Origin of the sequence: Paenibacillus sp. FSL K6-1230 (assembly GCF_038002385.1) — a bacterium.
Lineage (GTDB): Bacteria > Bacillota > Bacilli > Paenibacillales > Paenibacillaceae > Paenibacillus > Paenibacillus massiliensis.
In genome coordinates, this window is record NZ_JBBOCK010000001.1 from 2,505,747 (window position 1) to 2,526,945 (window position 21,199).

A 21,199-nucleotide genomic window follows, 5' to 3' on the forward strand; every position below is an offset into this window, starting at 1 on the left:
ATTCAGAGGAGGAATATGATCATGAAACAAATTACATTAGTGTGTGCTGCGGGAATGTCTACAAGTATGCTGGTTCAGAAAATGGTGAAAGCCGCCACGGAGAAAGGGATCGCCGCTGAGATTAGAGCCACATCCGAGAGCACCTTCAAGGAATATGCTGACAAGACGGATGTGCTGCTAATCGGACCTCAGGTTGGCTACCTGGAGCAGGATTTCAAGACGAAATACGAGCCTAAAGGTATTAAGATACAAGTGATTAATACGGTCGATTACGGCATGATGAATGGGGAAAAGGTGCTGGTAGATGCCTTGAATCTGCTGGAGGGATAAGCCCGGAGGCTGCATTGAATCTGTTGGAGGATATGCAAAGGCAGTAGAAAAATGGAGATGTCCAGTAGTGAGGATATCCCTTGAATTCATAATTTGACATAAGTCTTAATCAGGAGTTGAACGAAATGTCAAACACAACACAAATTACACACAAGCTACAGAGAATCGCGGGGAGTATTCAACGCAACCGATATATTAGCGCGATCTCGAACGGTCTCATGTCCACGCTGCCCTTTTTGATTATAGGTGCCTTTTCTACATTATTCACTTCCTTGGCGTGGGAGCCTTATCAGAATCTGATTGCCCCTGTGAAGAGTATACTGGGGATTCCGTCTACGATGACGCTGGGACTCATATCCTTGTATGCGGTCTTCTTCATTGCTTATCGACTGGCTCAGGACTTTGATAAGGACCCGTTGCTCCCGGCAGCGACGGCATTAGCCTCATTTTTAATTCTTACACCGGTACAGTCCTTTGATTCCGTAAGAGCTCTTCCGCTGCAATGGCTGGGAGCACAAGGATTGTTCGTAGCGATGTTTGTAGCCATTATTGCGTCAAGGCTCTACATCTGGATTCTAGACAAAAACTGGACTATTAAAATGCCCGAAGGTGTCCCACCGACGGTGGTAAAGACCTTCTCAGGGCTGATTCCAGCCATTCTGATCAGCGTTCTGTTCATGATCATTGCTGGTATCTTCAAGCAGACCTCATTTGAAACCGTTCACAGCTTGATCTATTCCTATCTACAGCTTCCGTTACAGGGATTAGGCGGAACATTGCCAGCCATGATTCTGGTGCTGCTAGTCATGCAGGGATTGTGGATGTTCGGTATTCATGGTGCTATTGTTATTCTGGCTATTATGAACCCGATCTGGCTGAGTCTAGATCTGGCTAACCTGAGTGCTTTTGAAGCAGGGGAGCCTCTGCCCAACATTATCGGAAAAGCTTTCTGGTTCATTTTTGCCAACTATGCCCCGATGATCGGTCTGGCATTTCTGCTCGCTTTCCGCGCCAAGAGCAAGCAGCTTAGAACGATTGGTAAGCTGGGCTTTCCGGGTTCATTTTTCGGTATCCATGAGCCGATCCTGTTCGGTATTCCCATCGTGATGAATCCTATTCTGGCGATTCCATTTATTGCGTCACCGATTATCTGTGCAGTCATTGGTTATGTTCTGATGGCAACTAACATTTTACCACAGGCAATCGGTATTGTTCCGGTCTTTGGAACTCCGGTATTCGTGGTGGGTGTTCTACAGGGAAGCTGGATGCTGGGTGTCATTCAACTGCTGCTCATTCCATTGTGCATGCTCATCTACTATCCGTTCTTCAAAATGCTGGATAAACAAATGCTAGGTAAGGAACTGGCGGCTGAAAAAGAGAAATCAGCAGAAGCGCAGACTGGTGCGACGAATGCAGCATTAAGCAATGCCTGATGCGGTGCTCGGAATTTCGGAATGAATCGGGAGTCTATATCATGAATCATGAAAAACAGATCGAGAACCCAGAACACAATGAAGACTTTCATTCAGATACATCCAGGAGATATCATAAGAAGATGGGAATCTGCATGAATGAAATGGAATACAGTTTCACCCGTTTAACGAAGTGAACCTGACCTATTGTGTGGTTGAGGTTCAGAAAGGGGGCATCACGTTGCACCAGCTCACCATTTCAGACAACCGAAGGTATTTTCTGTCGAGCGGTCAGCCTTTCTTTTACTTAGCGGATACACTGTGGAGTGCCTTTACAAATATTTCGCTAGAGGAATGGGCCGTATATCTGGATTATCGCCGGAGTCAAGGCTTCAACGTCCTGCAGATGAATATGCTTCAGCAATGGGATGCGAGTGGTACGGATCTGGATTACAAGCCATTTCCTGTGCTGGAGGATGGTAGCTTTGATTTTTACACATTGAATACAGGCTATTTTGAACGTGCCGAACAGATGGTGCAGATGGCTGTCGATAAAGGATTCGTACCTGCGCTGGTTCTGCTGTGGTGTAATTATATACCAGATACCTGGGCTGCACGATTACGTGAGGAGAAGAAAATGCCACTGGATGCGGTTGCGCCTTACGTAGAGTATGTAACGGACAAGTTCTCACGCTTTCACCCCATATATATCGTCAGTGGGGACACGGATTTCCCATCAGAGCTAGCCAATGCTTATTATGAGACGGCACTACGGCTTGTGAAGGAGAGAAGCCCGCATTGCTTGACTACACTTCACATCCAGGGCAGATTGGGAGACATACCAGACACCTTTGCTACAGATCCCAATCTGGATTTTTATATGTACCAGTCGGGTCACAACATTGAATTTCAGCATAAGGCCTATGAGTTGGCCATGGAATTCAACCAAAAGCCGCATACACGACCTGTTCTGAACTCAGAGCCATGCTATGAGCAAATGGGGTACAGCCGTAGAGTCTATGGTCGCTTCAAGCGGGCAGATGTACGCAAGGTAGCATGGCAAAGTCTGTTGTCAGGCGCGGGCGCAGGTATTACGTACGGAGCACATGGCATATGGAGCTGGCATAAGAAAGGCAAGCGCTTCGGTGTGACGGGAGAGGGCTTCGATAGTCCGTATGAATGGAGCCAAGCGTTGAAGTTCGAGGGGGCGTGGGACTATGGATTTGCCAAGTGGGTATTCGAGACCTATCAGCTGGTAGATGTACAGCCTTGGGAGGTCGTCCTTAACAACACGCAAGAAATTCGTGCGGCAGCGACACCTGCTGTGGATCGAGTAGCTGTATATATCCCTATCAACACTGTCGTTACATTGAATGCGGATCTGTCGGGCTACGAGCTAACAATGATTGATCTGGAGAATAGACGCTTTGCCAAGCCCGCTGTAACGTTGCAGGATCAGAAGACCGTACTGGGCATGCATGATTTTGAGGGAGACGTGCTTGTGCTGGGCGTTAAGAAGCCGTAGCTAGCGATCTCAAGTTAGTTTACTGGATGTGAATAGACGGTAGCACCTTTTTCTTATATTTTTCAGATCGTAAAATGACCATAAGACCATAAACCCATAAGCCTACAATCCTATAAGACTATAAACGTAAATATGTAAAAAGGGTTGGAGCAGGAAGTATTCCCTGCCTCAACCCTTTTTTGCGGTCTCCTTATGTTATGGCTCAATGCCCCAGACCAACTGATTGTTCATATACCCGGTAACCTGTTCGTTGTCTGCGAACTGACTGCTGGATGCTTTGAACGAGTAATCATTGGCCTGGTTGTAGTTGGACCAGTTGTTCTTGGAGAAGCGTGCTTGAATGTCTGCGCTCTCGCCAGGAGCGAGTGTTCCAGCCGAACTTGTGAAGCCAAGCTCCAGATAGTAATCGGCGCCGTCAGCCGGATTCTCCAGTTTAACGAATTTACTGGTTACATGCTCGCTACCGATACTGGCCCAGTCGCACCAGAAGCTCTGCTCTTGTTCTCCGTCAATCGTATAGTAATATCGAAGCGTGACATCACTTAGTTGAATCGCCGAATCGCCGGTGTTGACCACCTTGAATTTGGGCGCAATTCCATTGGTGGAGGCACTTGTGTTGCCGTTGAAGGCCTGGATGGTCAGGTCGCCTTCTGGTACAGTAATCGTGGTATCTACAACAGTTACTGTAAGCACAGCGCTATTTCCCCCATTAAAATGAAAGGTTATCTCATGCTGGCCCAAGGGAAGTGTAGAAAGATAGGATGTGTGCAAAGTGACTGTAGTGTCCGATGCGGTGTAATCCTCGCCCGCTTGAAGAGTAACAGATCCACTCGTTAGGCTTGTCAGCTGTTGTCTGTTCAAGGTCAGGGCTACGGATATATCCTCTCCCGGATTGGCTGCTTTATCGAATGTTGCATTCACAGGTGAAATGGAGGCACCCGGTGTAGAATCGACGATTTTCACCTTTAACACAGGGTCCTGCCCTTGATTAAAATCAAAGACGATCGAGTGCTCGCCCGCTGGCAGCCCGGACAGAAATTCTTTGGTTAGCAGGAGAGTGCTTCCGTTCAAAATATAATCCTGAGCTGCGATCAACGATTGGTTGCCTACCCGAAGAGCGGTTAACGTGTGATCGTTGAAATTCACAGTGATCGCTTGATCGCTTGGTTGTGGTGCATTTTTGTCGAATTCGACGTTTGTAGGTGAAATGGTGGCGCTTGGGGTTGGATTGTCAACCTTCAAGTCAGGTAGTTCATCCAAGGTGATGACATAATCGCTTTGATACAGCGTTGTCAGGGTCTCAGGATAATTGAAGGCTGTACTCATGAGATGCTCGCCATACCAAGGACAGAAGTAGAGCCAGCCTGATTTCTCCTCTATCAGGTTCTGTACACTTGGAACGGTATCGTTCTCCGTCATGGCTACCAATTTCTTGCCATCCGTCAGATCAACAAGCTGGTAGAAGATCGAGGTAATGGCATTCTCGTTAGGCACGCCAGATAATCCATCATAGCGGTTGTAGATCGTATTGTACTTATCGTAGCCGACAAGGTCCACTTGATCGTCGCCAGGATACCATGCCGGAGAAGTGCTATATACGTAGCTGTTGTAGGTCCAGATCAGATTGTGCAGGTCGTACGTCTCGGTAAGCTCCGTATAAATTAGATCCCATAGCTGCTTGTAGACGTCTGCGCCTGCCGAAGCCCACCAGAACCATGCGCCCTCTCCGTTCAAACCGCCGTTACCCTCAGCCTCATGATATGGACGGAAAATCACTGGCACATCGTTATCCTGCAGAATTTGCAGCTGCTCTGCCAGATCCTCAATGGTCATCATCACATATTCATATTCCTTTGTTCCGGGAATTACGGCATTGGCTGTATTAAAATTGGTCTCGGTTGGCTTGTAGGTGGCTTCCTTCCAATCGACAAACTCTCCGAGCTCATAAGCATTGAAATCCCGCGGCACATTGATATGCCAGGAGGCCGTCGCGATGCCCCCGCGATTATTCACCCAATCAATCATCCGATCCGTTGTGCCATCCTCCCAGCCATACAATGGATTGTAGTTCATCAGATCGAAGCCGCGGATAGCGGGGTACTTGCCGGTCAAATTGTAGATCCACTCGAACTCCAGCTCCGAATCACCGTCATTTCCGCCTCCATAAATCTCCTGCTGACCCGAGATAATATGCTTGCCATATACTTCTGTTAGATAATTCATCAGCAGCTGAGTTTCTGGTGTGGCCTGGGGATCAGTGAGGACAGGCTGCACAATCAGGGGGTCCAGCTCGGCGTAATCCACAGTGAAGCTGTCAAAATAGGCGAAGCCCCAGCCCGCCTTCAGTTGGATGGTGTTGCTTCCTTGATTCAGCTTGTGAAAGCCAAAATCATAGTTTGACCACGAAGTTGTGTAGGGCAGCATATACGAGCCTTTGGTAACGCCATTAACCGTTAGATATTGAAGTCTTCCATCAGCACTAAGCTCCTGCATATAACGGGTGGAGATCGAATACATGCCGGTTTCAGGGACCGTGACTTTGAAGGTTATTGTGCCGGAATTCTGCATCCAGACAAATCCGTTACCTGTATAGCCTGGCTTGGGTTGTCCGTAAATTTGAGTAACGACTTGAAGATCAGGGGTAAGTTCAGCATTTTCACTCTCGATAGTGAACAGTGGGGCGTCCGCATGAGCGGGGGCTGTAAGTAATCCAATCAACATCGTTAATGCCAGCATCATCAAGCTTGCCTTCGTGAGCACATTTTTCATTTACATCGTCCCTTTCCATGTAAAATATGAAAAATAATTATGCATCTTCAGCTCATGGTGGCGCTTTCATAGTAAAGATAGCATGTATACCAAATTTTGTAAATATGTCGACATTGAAAAGTTTATCGCATCGGAGACGAGCTGAAAGAAGGGGATAGATGGCGAAAAGTCGATTTTACTGTTAAAATAATAGTAGCATCAATTTTGTCACTTATCCCGGGCGTTCCGGTCAAAGTCTGGATTTCAGGGCTTCCCGTGACAGATACGGCATAGCTCCGGTTGTGAATTTCGGGTAAAGAAAGGACGATCATCATGACAAAGGCCAACCATCAATCCACACAGGGTGGACATCATAGTCATAAGCCGACGGTGGAGGATATCATTGATGTCATGGTCCAGCATGGGTGGCGGATTACAGAGCAGCGCCGCAAGCTTGCAGATATCTTCGTGAAGGCGGAAGGCTACCTGTCGCCCAAGGACGTATATGAACAGATGACGGTTCCTTATCCTAATGTAAGCTTTGATACGGTATATCGTAATTTGCGACTGCTCAGCGAGATGGGCGCATTGGAGCAGTTTTATTTTATGGACGGCGGTCTGAAATTCCGGGCCAGCTGCACGGAGCATCACCATCACCATCTGATTTGTGTGAACTGTGAGAAGACCCTTACTTTCGATTACTGTCCGATGGAGCAAGCGCTCAAGCTGCCAGGCTCCTTCAAGATTGTGAACCATCGGTTCGAGGTATACGGGGTATGTGAGGAATGTCAGCAAGCACCGGTTCAATCCTGACATTAGTTCATAGCTCTGATATGTCCAGAGTCGATATTTCTCCAAAGCAAAGAACTAGGCAATTTAGGCTCCAGCTGTGTACACAACTGCAGCTAGCAACGAGATAACGGCATTTAAACATGTGAGATGTGAATAGGGTACGAATAGAGGAGGAGCGGATCGTGGCCGCTCTTTTTCTATGAGTGTTGACCTGAAAGTTAAAAGCTGATATGCTCTATTAGTAATAATTACGTTTTTAGAAATGCACTTTGCCATTATTGGGAAGGCATTTATTTTTTTGAGTTTGTTTAATCGTAATAATTACATAATTAATAGATTGGATGCGAGATACGAGGAGTCTTCAATGCGTAGCGCAGGACAAATCGTATAGAGACAGGAGGGACGTATCATGGTAATAGCTTCTTTGGAAAATGTAGTCTTTGGCTATGATGATGTGCCGTCACTGGAGCAGGCTACGCTAGAGATACATAGTGGTGAGATGGTTGCTGTCACCGGGCCGAACGGAGCCTCAAAGTCTACGCTGCTGAAGCTGATGCTTGGTCTGTTGAAGCCATGGAGCGGCAATGTATATCTGACCACGAAGAATAAGGAAGGACAGAAGCTGGTTATTGGTTATGTCCCACAGCAGATTGCCGCATTCAACAGCGGCTTCCCCAGCTCGGTATTTGAATTCGTACGCTCAGGCCGGCATGCGACGGGCTCGTGGCTGCGGCGACTTCAGCTCAGAGATGAGCAACTGACTGAAGCTGCATTGCGACAAGTAGGCATGTGGGAGCTGCGTCAACGTAAAATTGGCGAGCTGTCCGGGGGACAGAAGCAGCGGATTTGCATTGCACGGGCGCTGGCTCAGGAGCCGGATCTACTTGTGCTGGATGAGCCGACAACAGGCATGGATCAGGCGAGTCGAGAAGGCTTTTATGAGCTGCTTGATCATCAGGTCAAGGAGCACGGACGGACTGTGGTGATGGTGACTCATGGACTGTCTGAGGTAGAGCCATATATTGATCGGCTAATCGAGCTGGAGCGAAAGGAGGATGGAGGATGGAAATGCTGCACTACGACTTCATGCAGAGGGCATTTTACGCCGGTGGGCTCATTGCACTAGTAGCCTCAGTGCTTGGTGTGTATCTGATGCTGCGGCGTCAGGCGCTTATGGCGGATATGCTCTCGCATGTATCGCTAGCAGGGATTGCTGGTGGAGCGTATTTGCAAATGAATCCTACCATCAGTGGATTTCTAATCGCGGTGCTAGGGGCGTTCATAGTCGAATTTGTACGGAAATTCTATAAAGCCTACAGTGAGATATCCATCGCCATTATTATGGTAGGTGGACTATCATCGGCTGTCATTATCATGAGTCTGGATCAGAAGATTAGTAAAAGCTTCTCCTCCTATCTATTCGGCTCGGTCGTAGCCGTTAACAGCACGGAGCTGTTCCTGATGTTGTTCGTCGCTGTCGTTGGAGGGCTGTACTTCTTTGTGTTCCGCAGACCGCTCTATCTGATCACCTTCGATGAGGAGACCGCTAGAACCAGTGGGCTGCCTGTAAATCTTATCTCTTATAGCTTCAGTGTGCTTACCGGGATGATTGTGGCCGCAGCCATGCCAATTGTTGGTGTATTGCTGGTATCTGCGCTGATTGTCCTGCCTGCGGCCCTTGCGATCCGTATTGCCCCAGGCTTTCAGTCGGCATTAGTCATTGCCATGATTATTGGGCTGTCAGGTGTCTTCACTGGACTGACGGCATCCTATGAGTTCAGTACACCACCAGGAGGTACGATTGCTTTCGTGCTGCTGCTCTTTCTGATTACGGGCATTTCGGTCAAGAAGCTGATTCGGATGCTCAGCAAGAGTCTCACTAGTAAGTCGGTACCAGAAGCCGGACCTATCCGGGCATATGTATCTGCTCGTACACAGGAGGTTCGTGAAACGGCAGAGCGTTAATGCTCGAAGTGACCACGCTCTCCAGATCGAATTCTGGTTGAATGGTCTGAGAAGCGTAACCGTTAAAGTACAGCGGCTTTACACTATATTTTATCTGGTCAAGTTGCTGGTGAAGAAAGTCTATATATAACGCAAAGGAGATCGAATTATGAACTCATGGTTGAAAAAATCATTCATTACCGCGGGGGGTGCAGCATTAATCCTGACAGGCTGCGGTTCTAATACCGCCGGTACGACGAGTGGTGACACACCAGAAGCCGGAAATGCAGGCAAGGATACTGCTGTAATTAAGGTCGTCACGACCTTCTACCCGATGTATGAATTTACAAGGCAGGTAGCTGGAGAGCACGCTGACGTAACGATGCTCGTTCCGAGCGGTACGGAGCCGCATGATTGGGAGCCAAGTGCCAAGGAGATGGCGAAGATTCAGGAGGCTGATGTATTCGTATATAACGGTATTGTGGAAGGCTGGGCTGAGCAGGCACTGGAGAGCACAGCGAACGATAAGCGTGTTGTCGTGGAGGCGAGCCATGGACTGCAATTGATGGAAGGTACAGAAGGAGAAGAGCATGATCATGAGGGCGAGGGAAGTGACGCGCACGATCATGAGCATAGTGCGGAGTCTACAGCAGAGCATACTCATGACCATGATCACGAGGCAGAGACTTCACATGATGCGGCAGAGCATGGGCATGATCACGGAGCTGAAGCAGCAGCGACTGAAGCCCATGATCATGCATCTGAAGGTGAAGAAGAGCACGGCCACGATCATGAGCACGGGGCAGAAGGCCATCATCATGATTATGCCCTTGATCCGCATGTATGGCTAAGTCCAGCCCTGGCCCAAAAGCAGGTAGAGGCTATCCGCGATGGACTGATCAGCAAGGACCCGGCTCATCAAGCAGACTTTGAGAAGAATGCGGCTGCCTATGTAGCCAAGCTGCAGGAGCTCGATAAAGAGTTTAGCGCCCAGCTCCAGCAGGCCAAGCGGAAGGAATTTGTAACTCAGCATGCTGCCTTTGCTTATCTGGCTCAACAGTACGGATTGGTGCAGGTGCCGATCTCTGGTCTGTCTCCGGAGCAAGAGCCTTCCCCGGGTCAGATGGCCGAGGTTGTAAGCTTTGCGCGAGAGCATCAGGTGAAGACGATCTTCTTCGAGACGCTGGTAGATCCGAAGATTGCACAGACGATTGCTGATGAGGTGGGGGCCAAGACCGATGTGCTAAATCCACTTGAAGGGCTGACAGCTGAGGATGAGCAGAATAATCGTGATTACCTCTCGATTATGAAGGATAATTTGCAGGCTTTGGTACGCGCACTTAACGAGGCTTAAACCGTGTGTTATTTGTGAAGCTCGCGTAGCCATATTTCACAGCATTTGACATGGATACTTTTCCTGGGTTTTAATAATCAGATAGCAATAATTGGTTACACCCGGGAAAGGAATGTGATGGACTTGAAGCAGGAAACAAGGAAGACAGGCTCGACATGGCTTCAGCTTGGCGCGCTTGCTGTATTTATCCTAGCTAAAGGGAAGTCTCTACTCGCGCTGTTCAAGCTGGGTAAATTCGGCGGAGCTCTGGTATCCATGGCAGCCTCGATCGGAGCGTATGCTTTGTTGTATCCCTGGGGCTTTGCAGCTGGCTTTGTACTGCTGCTGTTCATACATGAACTGGGGCATGTCATTGCAGCCAAGCGTAAAGGACTTCCGGTATCAGCACCGGTATTTATTCCATTCGTAGGGGCGCTGATTAATATGCGGCGTCATCCCCGTGATGCTGCCACTGAAGCTTATATGGCTTTTGGCGGTCCGCTCTGGGGAACGGTAGGGGCTATGGCTGTTTTTGCTCTCGCTCATATCCTGGATCACCAGTTGCTCTATGCGATTTCTTATGTAGGCTTTTTTCTGAATCTGATCAATCTGCTGCCTATTCACCCGCTGGATGGGGGGCGAATTGCTACAGCAGTAACTCGTTGGTTATGGCTGATTGGTCTTATTGGGGGACTTGTAGTTATTATTTATTTGAAATCCTTCCTGTTCTTTATCATTTGGGCTCTCTTTGCTTATGATTTATATAAGAAGTACATCAAGAAAGAGAAGAATGAGATTGATCTGGAGGATAAGGACAGCTTCCTGATCCCGGTTCAGCACCTGCTGGATCAAGGCTTTCCGCTACCTGGGCCACATCATCGACGTGGGCTGGATTGGACGACATATAGTACCCTCGATGGGCAGCAATTCGTCAAATTACGGTGGGATAGTATGGAGCTTGAGGGCACGATTCCTCTCAAGCAACAGGGCATTGTGAAACAGGTCTATACGACCAGCATAGAGCAGGTTCCGAAGGACGATGTCATGTATTTGCGTGTGCACTGTCAGGTGGATTCCACTCTCTATGAGAACGATGCCTACTACGAGGTGCCTGCCGCTACGCGTTGGAAATTCGGAATCGGGTATGTAGTACTCGCAGCTTTCCTTGCAGGAATGATGTACCTTACCCACGAATATAGCAATTTAACGTGATAGAGCATCTATAACTAGATTCAGGACAATGGGACGGCAAATGCCGTCCTTTTTTGTATCAGACGTATTCTTGCTATAGGCTGAGTTATAATGTCTTGATGGTTATATATCGCTAGTTAGATTCTCAAAAAAATGAACCGATGTGAGCTTCATTTCGCCTATATCATAAAGACATAGACTTAGGATGTGATCACAACATGCACAATGAACAGCAGTGGCTGCTGAAGTGTCGACATGGCGACAAGGATGCATTTTACGAGCTAGTCAAGCCTCATCTCGATCGGGCATATAGTACGGCAGTTGTTATTCTGCATTCGACGCACCTGGCGGAGGATGCGCTGCAGAATAGTATGCTGGAGGCCTATCGATCCATCATGCTAGGAAAGGAAATTCGCAATTTCGGCGCTTGGTTCAAGCAGCTCGTAGCTTCACGGGCACTGGATCTCGCGAGAGTGAGGGCTAAGCAAGTCCAACGGACAGATCACCTTGAGGGTACGGACCCACCAGACGAACAGGCTCAGCCGATGGAGGCTCTGCTGCAAAAGGAAAAGCACGCCCATCTCCTGCAGCAGGTGATGTCCTTGGACATTCGTCATCGAACCGTTATCGTTCTACATTATTATGAGGAGATGTCGATCAACGAGATCGCACAGCTCCTTAGGCTGAAGCCCGGGACGGTCAAATCTAGGCTTCACACAGCCAGGTTGAAGCTGCTTCAGCAGTATGAGAATTCTAATGAAAGGCAGGTGATCTATAATGTATAAGAAGTCATCCATGGAGGATCAAATGCTACGAGAAGAGCTGCAAGCATCTCTGGCTACCATAAGCGCACCGGAGTCCCTTCACCAATTTGCACGGAATATCGGCACGCAGGCTGTCCGCTCGGATGCTTCGGTTAATCATTCCGTGACTCACAGACGATCCCGAGATCGTGGCAGAATGCTATATGCAGGATTGACAGCAGGCATTGTCGGGGCAGTCACACTCAGTCTGCTAACCGCACAGTTCTCGCCAGCCTTCGCGAGTGTAATGAATCATATCCCCGGCTTCACTGCCGCTTCCGAATGGTTGAGCTCACAGCGAGGCTTGGATGGCGTCGACAATGCGCAACAGCACGGATACCAGCCTTCAACGCCAGTTATGGAGCAGTTCGGTGACGTCAAGGTTGGGATCGGTGATGTGTACCTGACGAGCGAGAGGCTCTATTATAAGGTATTCATCAGTTCGGATGAGCTACAGCGACATCTGATTACTTATCCGGATGGTACCCGTGGAGTCGATCCCGCCCAAGTGAGCTATCACGCAGCAAGTCTGGATTTCCCGGGAATCGGTAACGGTATAGTGCATGTCACGATTGAGGATCGCCGTGAGCCAGTCATGGTCATCACCTCAGAGACGGAGGTTACACCAGCGGAGGTAGCAGCTTTCCTTGCGGCGGCTCCACATGAATTAAGGTTCGCCTTCTATATTCAATCAGGTCCAGATTACAGCAGCCACTTGCCAGAAAAGCATGAGCTCAGCGTACAGTTCGATAAGTCTAAGTGGCAGCCGGACCGGACATTCACCATGAACGAAAGCTTGAAGCTAGATGGTATTGATGGTGTGAGCTCCTTAGCGGTAAACAAGGTCACGATGACACCCCTGAATACGTATGTGGATCTGGCGTTGGATGACCAGGAAGGCTTCATTCTCGATACCAGTCATTCCGATCCGGCAATTCATCTCATAGATGATCAGGGAAAGGAATATCCGCTGGATACTTACTTTCCGCTGTATGAGCAAGAAGGACGTAATGGATCAGGTACAATCCGGCTTGTATTTACTTCCTCTCCCTATTTTAATCCGAAGGTTAGGGAGCTGAAGCTGCAAGTGGACGAGTTGTTGATCAGCGAACGTCGCGGCTTGGAGCTGTCTATGGATCAGTCCTGGCCTTCTAGGGTCACCATGAATGGCCAAGAACTGGCGATTACCGGAGCGAGCTATGCGGATGGATTCTTGGACCTGGACATTCTACAGCAAGCAGACCAGCTCCAGAACGTGCGCTTCAGCATACCATCCTATGTAGCCGAGGTATTGAAGGACGAGCAGCTGTATCAGCGGCTATATATTGAACAGGAGGGATATCGCAGGGGAGAGCTCTGGGCGAAGGAGGGGCAAGAGGAATACGAGGTCTCTCTCATGGCACAGCAGCAGCCTGCGTATCAGATAGAACTGATCGGTGAGCGGAAGCAGATTGCTGTCGGTCAGTCGATGAAGCTGAGGCTTGAGAAGCTGGATATGCAAGATTGATGATCAGAGTTCATTCCTGAACAGCCTGATATAACAATAAGTAGCCCATCATCTATATTAGAGTCAATTTGCCTCTAGATAGATGGTGGGCATATTCATTTATTTAGCGAGGTCAGTCACAAGGGCTTAAAGATAGCTCGATTTCCACGTTCAAGCTCTTCGTTCAGATTCCATGTTCAGCATCAAGCATTATTTCTCAAGAGTAAGCTGATCCCCAGGCTGAAGTGCAAAACCTCCGACTCCTTGCTCCTTCAGCTGAGAGACGAAGGCGACAGCATCCTGAACGATGCCTGGGAATGTGCTGTGATGAACCGGGATCACGTTTTTGGCTTGTAGCCACTTGGCCGCAATCAGAGCATCCTTGGGTCCCATGGTATAGAAATCACCGATCGGTAGTATCGCATAATCAATATCGTGAAGCTCGCCGAACATTTTCAAATCACCGAACAAGGAGGTATCTCCGGCATGATAAAGTGTAGTTCCGTTCCAGTCGATGATAAATCCACCGGGCATGCCTGCATACACAATGCTCTGGGAATCATCCGATACGATTGATGAGCTGTGGAACGCGTGAACAAGCTTGGCTGTCGCAAATCCGAGATCCACAGTGCCACCCATGTTCATTCCGATGGTCTTCAGTCCTTTCCAGGAGTAGTATGTAGCAAGCTCAAAAGTAGCGATGATCGTCGCATCGTTAGCTCTAGCGATCGCTTCTGCATCAGCGGTGTGATCTGTGTGCCCGTGTGTAAGTAAAATATATTCAGCCTGGATGTCCTCTGGCTTAGTCTTGGCAGCAGGGTTACCGCTAAGGAATGGGTCGATGATAATCGAGTGCTCCTTGTCCGAGATTTGAATGCAAGAGTGCCCATGAAAAGTAAGATTCATTTTATTTCCTCCACATACTTATATTTTGTCGTCCGACGTCAATGTGATTATATTTTTGTTTTCTTCTCTTGTCAAACTTTATTTCTTTTGGGATCAAATTATTGTAGTATGATGTAAGCGAGTGTTCTGGAAGGAGTTCAATTATCGAATGCATTCTATTGAAAAACAGATCCTTTTCCTGCTGACAAAAAAGCGTTGCATGCATGCCAAGGAATTGGTTCAAATTTATACCAAGCGGGGGTATAGAGAACAGTCGATTCGTAATGTTCTATCACGAATGAAGAAAGAAAAGTATATTCAGGCAGAAGAACGTTCCTTGTATTCTATTGTAGACAAAGGGGAGCAGTTCCTATCCTTCGTGAATCGGAAGCCAAGGCAATACGATGTGGATTGGAATCATAAGTGGTGTTTTGTACACTTTGAGGTACCGGAGCTTGAGAGGGTAAAAAGGGACCAATTCCGCTTGCATCTATTGCAGCTTGGATTTGGTCAATTGTATAAAGGTGTCTATGTCTCGCCTTGGGACTACAGCAAGCAGCTGATGCCTTGGATTCATGCGTCTTCTATGGAGGAATACGTCACGATCTCCGAAGCATCCATGTTGTTTGGAGACATCACCCCTGAGCGAGCAGCCGAAATCTGGCCATTGGGGGATATCCATCAACTGTACCAAGAGAAGTGGCAATGGTATCAGGGCGAGTTCCTGCCGGCTTTGAATCAGGAGATCAGGGGTGGGATGGACCCGCTCGAGCTATTTGTTCTTTATCTGCACATTGGAGAGGTTATTAGCGAGCTCAGCCTGAGAGACCCGATGCTCCCGATCCCTCTGCTTCCAGAGGATTGGATGGGGCACACGATAATCGCCGAATTGTATCGTTCATTTCAGTCGTTTGCTACGCTCATTCCCAGCTCCTCAGATTATTATCAATTTCTTGTGAATACATGAGTGACTGTGCGATAACTGTACGAGATATCTGCTATGTGATTAAGAGCTGGAATCATACTCCGAGTCTATACAATACAGCAAGGCCGATCAGGATACACCTGCTCGGCCTTTGCTGCTTACACTTCTCCTGACTTATACGCGAATATCCAGCTGCTGGCCCAGATTCGGGTGGGGTACGCTCTGGATCATTTCTGCTAATTGCTGACCCTGCTGCTCTGCCATGTTTTTGGACACGGATAGCATCTTCAGACTGGCTGCTTGAGCAAGTGAGCCCTGACTCATGGCCATGGATAAAGCTCCAATATCCATCGTGTACGCCTCCTTTCGTTGAGAGTAGTGTTTTACATGTGTATATATCGGTCATTGTCTGCTAATCTTGTAATTCTTAACTTTTCAAGAGCGACCATTAGCATGCCTATCTATAAAAAAACTTGGTTAAGCATAGCAATGCATGCAAATACTTCTCGTATACACAAGTACGGGAGGACACTTATGGAGGCTCACGATAAGCAGACATATAACAATCAACACAATAAAGGATTGTCGGTGTGGCATTTGACGATGCTGGCGCTGGGAACCGTGGTCGGTGGGTCTTTCTTTCTGGGATCATCTGTTGCTATTCGTGCAGCAGGACCGTCGGTGCTACTCGCGTATATCCTGGGCGGGATTCTCGTGTATTTCATTCTCTCTGCGTTGTCTGAAATGACCGTGGGGCGACCAGCCGCAGGGTCGTTCCGTAGCTATGCAGAGCAGGCTTTCGGAAAGGGGGCAGGCTTCATTGTAGGCTGGGTCTATTGGAGTGGACTGGTGCTTGCGATGTCTAGTGAAGCTACGGCGGCTTCGATTCTCCTGCAAGGCTGGTATCCCGGAATCTCACTACCTTTGGTTGGGGCGCTAATCATTATTGCTGTCACCCTGTTGAATCTGCTCGGTGCAAAGCGACTCAGTCAGCTGGAGAGTGGGCTTGCGGCGGTGAAGCTGGCGGCCATAGTGGGCTTCGTCGTCGTAGCTGGAATTCTGGTCGCTGTGACCTTTTCGGGAGAGCAACGTCCATTAGGCGTAGATGAGCTGATTCATGGCGCGTGGCTGCCTGGTGGCATTCGTGGGGTTGCCGGTAGCATGCTGATGGTCATGTTCACCTATGCGGGCTTTGAGGTGCTTGGTCTGGCAGCCTCCGAGACGACTCGGCCGGACATTATCGTTCCGAAGGCGATCCGGTATACGTTGATTACGTTAGTAACCCTGTATTTGCTAGCGATGGTCTCCTTGTTCATGCTGATGCCTCCACAGCGGATATCCGAGCATATTAGCCCGTTCGTGTCCGCACTTCAAGTCTATGGGCTTGGTTGGGCTGGCACAGTCATGAACATTGTACTCGTCTCTGCGATCCTCTCGACGATGCTGGCTTCCGTGTTTGGCTTAGGCAGAATGCTGCGCTCTCTGGCGGAGGAAGGGCACACACCTCGCTGGATGAAGGACAGCTCTGATATCCCTTATCGTGGGATCCTCATCTCCGGTAGTGGTATGCTGGCTGCACTTGGCTTTGGGTTGCTCCTGCCGCAAAGCGTGTATTTGTTCCTGGTCAGCTCAGGCGGCTTCGCCCTGTTATTCTCATATGTCATGATGCTGCTAAGCCACTACAAATTACGTCTCAGGAACAGAGGCCCTCTGGCTGCCTCGCAACCAATGCGCGGCTTTCCATATACCTCGTGGCTCGCAATGGCAGGTCTGCTTGTCATTATCGTGAGTATGCCACTGATTCCGGGGCAGGGAGGCGGCTTGATAGCAGGTTTGTCGTTCATGGTCTTGTTCACGGCGATTTATCTATCTCGCGCGCTTCTGCAGCGTAGGCGGCTCGCAGCCGGCAGTAGCGTGGAAGCCATAGCGCAGCAGTCCAAGCTGCAAGGTCCAGCTCCTGCTCCAGCCTATATTCCAGTGTCAGTAGAGCTGGCTGAAGAGTTGGCTCCAGTCCGACAGGCGGGGAGTGAACGGAATGGGCGAAAACGATCAAGCAAGGAGCCTTATGATACGAATATGCATCACCTCATAGAGGAGGAATCCGAGCCGTCGCGCTCCGTAAAGGCCCAACAGGAGCATGAATGGCCTGACAAGCCATAATATACTTGCTCCACAAACCAATGTAAGCAGAGTAGGTAGCGAAAATTAAGTGGGTATATTGGAGATACGTAGGTAGGAAATATGCAAGTATAGAGGAGTGAAGAACACTGTGTGCGATGCGGCATACAGTGTTTTTATTTTGACTAAAAATGTAAAACTTTTACTTTTTTTGAGCTGAAACTATGGATGCGAGGAAGGGTTTGTGTTAAGATGTTGAAAGGAAAATAATTCCTTTCTTAACCGACGCATTGGACAACTTCCGTGGATAGGGATAATTCCGCAGGAAGCCACAGATCGTTCAGTCGCATCATGTTCCTGGCATGCTGAAGGAAGTGAGGTGATGATGAGCATTCATTTCTTATTTTCTCAGAGGTTGAACACATTCATCCACTATGAAAAAGGAGGGATTGTCATGTCGAGGCTAAGAAAGGGTCGCAAATGGGGAACGATGGTGCTGGCGACGGCACTATTAGGCTCTTCATTTATGTTAGCGCTTCCAAATTCGCTGGAGGCGGCACCTAGTGAATCCTATGCGTGGAAAAGTGTAGTCACAGGTGGAGGTGGCGGGTTTATTCCAGGGATTATTTTTAATGAAAGCGAAAAGGATCTGATCTATGCACGAACTGACATAGGAGGCGCCTATCGCTGGAATCCCAGTGACGAAAGCTGGATACCGCTAACCGATTGGGTCGGATTCGAGGACTGGAACAAAAATGGGGTCGATGCGCTAGCCACGGACCCTGTCGATCCTGATCGGGTATACATGGCTGTGGGGACGTACACGAATGATTGGGACCCCGATAATGGATATATATTGCGCTCTACAGATCGAGGGAATACCTGGGCAGAGACACAGCTTCCGTTCAAGGTAGGCGGCAATATGCCTGGACGGTCGATGGGAGAGCGGCTGGCTGTTGATCCCAATAAGAATAATATTTTGTACTTTGGAGCACGTAGCGGCAATGGATTATGGAAGAGCAGTGATTATGGAGCGACATGGACGCAAGTAAATGCTTTCCCGAATCCGGGCACCTATATTGAGGTTCCTGGGGACTCCTATCAGGGTGACATCGTGGGCTTATCCTGGATTACCTTCGACAAGACCTCAAGTGCGCCGGGCACTGCTACTCAGACGATATATGTTGGTGTCGCAGATAAGAGCAATAATGTGTTCCGCAGCACAGACGGGGGCGTGACATGGACTGCAATCCCGGGCCAGCCTACAGGCTATATACCGCACCATGGCGTACTATCTGCAAACGGTGACCTGTATATCAGCTACATTGATGGGGCGGGACCGTATCGTGGGGAGAAGGGGGCGGTATGGAAGCTGGATACAGCCACAGATGTCTGGACAGACGTCAGCCCACTCAAAGCGAATGATCCTGATCTACACTTCGGCTTCGGCGGTCTGACTGTGGATGCACAGAACCCTGACACCGTGATGGTCGCTTCGTTGAATGCCTGGTGGCCCGATGAACAGATCTATCGGAGCACCAACGGCGGAGAGACATGGAGCCCAATCTGGGAATGGGACGGATATCCAGGCCGCCAGCTCAAGTACAAGCAAGATATATCAGCGGCTCCTTGGCTTGACTTTGGCTCGCATCCTGCTCCACCGGAGACTACACCTAAGCTCGGCTGGATGATCGGTGATCTGGAGATTGACCCGTTCGATAGTGATCGGATGATGTATGGGACCGGAGCTACATTATACGGAAGCAACAACGTCACCAACTGGGACGAGCCTAATGGCAAAATTGACATTTCAGTTATGGCCAAGGGGATAGAGGAGACGTACGTTCGAGATTTGATCAGTCCGCCTACGGGGGCCCCGTTAATCAGTGCCTTGGCTGATATCAGCGGATTCAGGCATACTCAACTGGATGCAGTGCCGACCAGAATGCACTTGAATCCCTCTAACTCATTCAGTCTGGATTATGCTGAACTGGACCCTGGCTTTGTCGTAAGAGCTGGAGGAGTGGATGCCAATTATCCGACTGCCAAAATCTTTGGTCTCTCCCGTGACGGAGGAGCGAACTGGTACACTGCCAACCATCCTCAGACCAAGGAAGGCGGAGGCACAGTAGCCTTGGCTGCGGATGGAGAGGCTATCGTCTGGAGTCTTGCTGAAGGCGTGTACTACACAACAAATTCAGGTAACTCGTGGACGCTCAGCACGGGTATTCCAGCAGGTGCCAAGGTAGCTTCGGATCGGGTGAATCCGGATAAATTCTATGGCTTCTCGGCTGGGACCTTCTATGTAAGTAACAACGGGGGAGCTACCTTCACAGCGACAGCGGCAACGGGATTGCCGGCCAGCGGTGACCTAGACTTCAAGGCCATGCCAGGACGTGAAGGGGATATCTGGCTAGCAGGAGGCTCGAAGGACGGATTGTACGGATTATGGCATTCGACGGATTCGGGAGCCAGCTTCACCAAGCTCTCCAATGTGCAGGAGGCTAATGTGGTAGGCTTTGGTAAGGCAGCGCCAGGTCAGGATTACATGGCAATCTATACAAGCGCCAAGGTCGATGATGTGCGCGGTGTGTTCCGCTCGGATGATGCTGGCGCAAGCTGGGTTCGTATTAACGATGATGCACATCAATATGCATCTATAAATGTAGCCATTACAGGCGATCCGAGAATCTATGGACGCGTATATCTGGGCACGAACGGGCGGGGGATTCTATATGCCGATCCGACGAATACGCCGCAGCTGCCAGGGCAATCGGCATCCATTACTCCACAAAGCGCAACCTTCGATCTCAATCCCGAGGTGGCGGACGATGTGAAGGTTACTATCACACCTAACGGGAATACACTGACTGATGTTCGCAGCGGTGCAGCCACACTTGTCGAAGGCCGTGATTACACCGTTGTCGGCTCGACAGTCACGATCTTGAAGGACTATCTGGCCGAATTGACGAAGGGGAACCATGCACTGGTCTTCCATTTCAGCAGTGGCAATCCTGCTACGTTGACCTTAAATGTACTGGACTCAACGCCAACTACCCCGCTTCCCGATGGGGCGCTGAAGGTGGCAGCCTACAATGGAACGACAGCACCTGCTTCCAACACACTGAATCCGCGGATTCGTCTAACGAACACAGGAAGTGAGCCTATGGCGCTGTCGGATGTCACTCTGCGTTATTACTATACAGCTAACGGAGAGCAGGGACAGCAGATTTTCTTCGACTGGTCTACTGTCGGGGCAGAACATCTGAAAGGAAGCTTCAAGAAGGTAACCCAGCCTACCGTCACGGCAGATACCTACGCCGAGATTGGCTTTGGAGCAGGAGCAGGTACCCTGCCTGCAGGCCAAAGTCTGGACATTCAAGTGCGCATCGTGAAGAACGACTGGAGTAACTATAATCAGGCTGATGATTATTCTTTCAACTCTTCAGCAACCGCTTACATCGAGCGTCCGGAGATTCCGGTCTATGTGGCTGGGCAGCTAATTTGGGGTAGAGAGCCTAAATGATCGTCAAACATGTGGGCTGAGCAACTGAGTGAATGAGCCGGTCATGAACTTGGCATGTCGACTAAGCATGTGAGCTTAGCATATGAACTGGAGGCAAGAACTGAGCATTTGAATTTAGTGTCTGATAACCCATAACCGGATAGCTTTGCTAAAAGTATAAGTGATTCGCAGCAAGCGATAG

Annotated in this window: 16 protein-coding genes; 13 read left to right on the forward strand and 3 right to left on the reverse strand. The window is 49.2% G+C overall.

The window, feature by feature from the left end:
- Positions 1–21 precede the first annotated feature (21 nt).
- The 3 genes from MKX74_RS11035 to MKX74_RS11045 all read left to right on the forward strand — a co-directional run bounded on the left by MKX74_RS11035 (position 22) and on the right by MKX74_RS11045 (position 3,267).
- Positions 22–330 (forward strand): PTS sugar transporter subunit IIB, encoded by a 309-nt coding sequence (locus MKX74_RS11035; protein WP_341178369.1) that lies wholly within the window; start codon positions 22–24, stop codon positions 328–330.
- A 125-nt stretch (positions 331–455) separates the two neighbouring features.
- The gene (locus MKX74_RS11040; RefSeq protein ID WP_018883163.1) at positions 456–1,763 is read left to right on the forward strand and encodes a PTS sugar transporter subunit IIC; all 1,308 of its coding nucleotides are present in this window, start codon (positions 456–458) and stop codon (positions 1,761–1,763) included.
- A gap of 220 nt (positions 1,764–1,983) precedes the next feature.
- Complete coding sequence (locus MKX74_RS11045; RefSeq protein ID WP_341178370.1) at positions 1,984–3,267, forward strand: apiosidase-like domain-containing protein; 1,284 nt, start codon at positions 1,984–1,986, stop codon at positions 3,265–3,267.
- A gap of 195 nt (positions 3,268–3,462) precedes the next feature.
- Here the strand turns inward: MKX74_RS11045 and MKX74_RS11050 are convergent, their stop codons facing one another.
- Positions 3,463–6,036, reverse strand: a complete 2,574-nt coding sequence (locus MKX74_RS11050; RefSeq protein WP_341178371.1) for a glycosyl hydrolase — start codon at positions 6,034–6,036, stop codon at positions 3,463–3,465.
- Positions 6,037–6,348: 312 nt separating this feature from the next.
- Between MKX74_RS11050 and MKX74_RS11055 the strand changes: the two genes are divergently transcribed.
- From MKX74_RS11055 to MKX74_RS11085, 7 genes are all read left to right on the forward strand, one after another.
- On the forward strand, positions 6,349–6,828 hold the full coding sequence (locus tag MKX74_RS11055; RefSeq protein WP_018883159.1) for a Fur family transcriptional regulator: 480 nt from the start codon (positions 6,349–6,351) through the stop codon (positions 6,826–6,828).
- Positions 6,829–7,216: 388 nt separating this feature from the next.
- The gene (locus MKX74_RS11060; protein ID WP_018883158.1) at positions 7,217–7,933 is read left to right on the forward strand and encodes a metal ABC transporter ATP-binding protein; all 717 of its coding nucleotides are present in this window, start codon (positions 7,217–7,219) and stop codon (positions 7,931–7,933) included.
- The gene (locus MKX74_RS11065) at positions 7,870–8,772 is read left to right on the forward strand and encodes a metal ABC transporter permease (protein WP_341178372.1); all 903 of its coding nucleotides are present in this window, start codon (positions 7,870–7,872) and stop codon (positions 8,770–8,772) included. Before MKX74_RS11060 ends, MKX74_RS11065 begins: the two co-directional genes overlap by 64 nt.
- A 148-nt stretch (positions 8,773–8,920) precedes the next feature.
- A complete protein-coding gene (locus tag MKX74_RS11070; RefSeq protein ID WP_341178373.1) occupies positions 8,921–10,105 on the forward strand; it encodes a metal ABC transporter substrate-binding protein in 1,185 nt (394 codons plus the stop codon).
- A 117-nt stretch (positions 10,106–10,222) separates the two neighbouring features.
- Entirely contained in the window at positions 10,223–11,296 is a 1,074-nt protein-coding gene (locus MKX74_RS11075) for a site-2 protease family protein (RefSeq protein WP_341178374.1), read from the forward strand.
- A 197-nt stretch (positions 11,297–11,493) separates the two neighbouring features.
- Positions 11,494–12,060 (forward strand): RNA polymerase sigma factor, encoded by a 567-nt coding sequence (locus tag MKX74_RS11080; RefSeq protein ID WP_341178375.1) that lies wholly within the window; start codon positions 11,494–11,496, stop codon positions 12,058–12,060.
- A gap of 10 nt (positions 12,061–12,070) precedes the next feature.
- Positions 12,071–13,585 (forward strand): hypothetical protein, encoded by a 1,515-nt coding sequence (locus MKX74_RS11085; RefSeq protein ID WP_341178376.1) that lies wholly within the window; start codon positions 12,071–12,073, stop codon positions 13,583–13,585.
- Positions 13,586–13,774: 189 nt separating this feature from the next.
- Here MKX74_RS11085 and MKX74_RS11090 read toward each other — a convergent pair whose 3' ends face one another.
- Positions 13,775–14,470: a metal-dependent hydrolase gene (locus MKX74_RS11090; RefSeq protein WP_018883152.1), complete on the reverse strand. Its 696-nt coding sequence runs from the start codon at positions 14,468–14,470 to the stop codon at positions 13,775–13,777.
- 148 nt (positions 14,471–14,618) lie between these two features.
- On the opposite strand from MKX74_RS11090, the gene MKX74_RS11095 reads away from it, so the two are divergent.
- The gene (locus MKX74_RS11095) at positions 14,619–15,416 is read left to right on the forward strand and encodes a PaaX family transcriptional regulator C-terminal domain-containing protein (RefSeq protein ID WP_341178377.1); all 798 of its coding nucleotides are present in this window, start codon (positions 14,619–14,621) and stop codon (positions 15,414–15,416) included.
- A gap of 132 nt (positions 15,417–15,548) precedes the next feature.
- Here MKX74_RS11095 and MKX74_RS11100 read toward each other — a convergent pair whose 3' ends face one another.
- On the reverse strand, positions 15,549–15,725 hold the full coding sequence (locus MKX74_RS11100; protein ID WP_018883150.1) for a YjfB family protein: 177 nt from the start codon (positions 15,723–15,725) through the stop codon (positions 15,549–15,551).
- Between the two features lie 183 nt (positions 15,726–15,908).
- On the opposite strand from MKX74_RS11100, the gene MKX74_RS11105 reads away from it, so the two are divergent.
- A complete protein-coding gene (locus tag MKX74_RS11105; protein WP_341178378.1) occupies positions 15,909–17,534 on the forward strand; it encodes an amino acid permease in 1,626 nt (541 codons plus the stop codon).
- Positions 17,535–17,946: 412 nt separating this feature from the next.
- Complete coding sequence (locus tag MKX74_RS11110) at positions 17,947–21,018, forward strand: X2-like carbohydrate binding domain-containing protein (RefSeq protein WP_341178379.1); 3,072 nt, start codon at positions 17,947–17,949, stop codon at positions 21,016–21,018.
- The last annotated feature ends 181 nt before the right edge of the window (positions 21,019–21,199 follow it).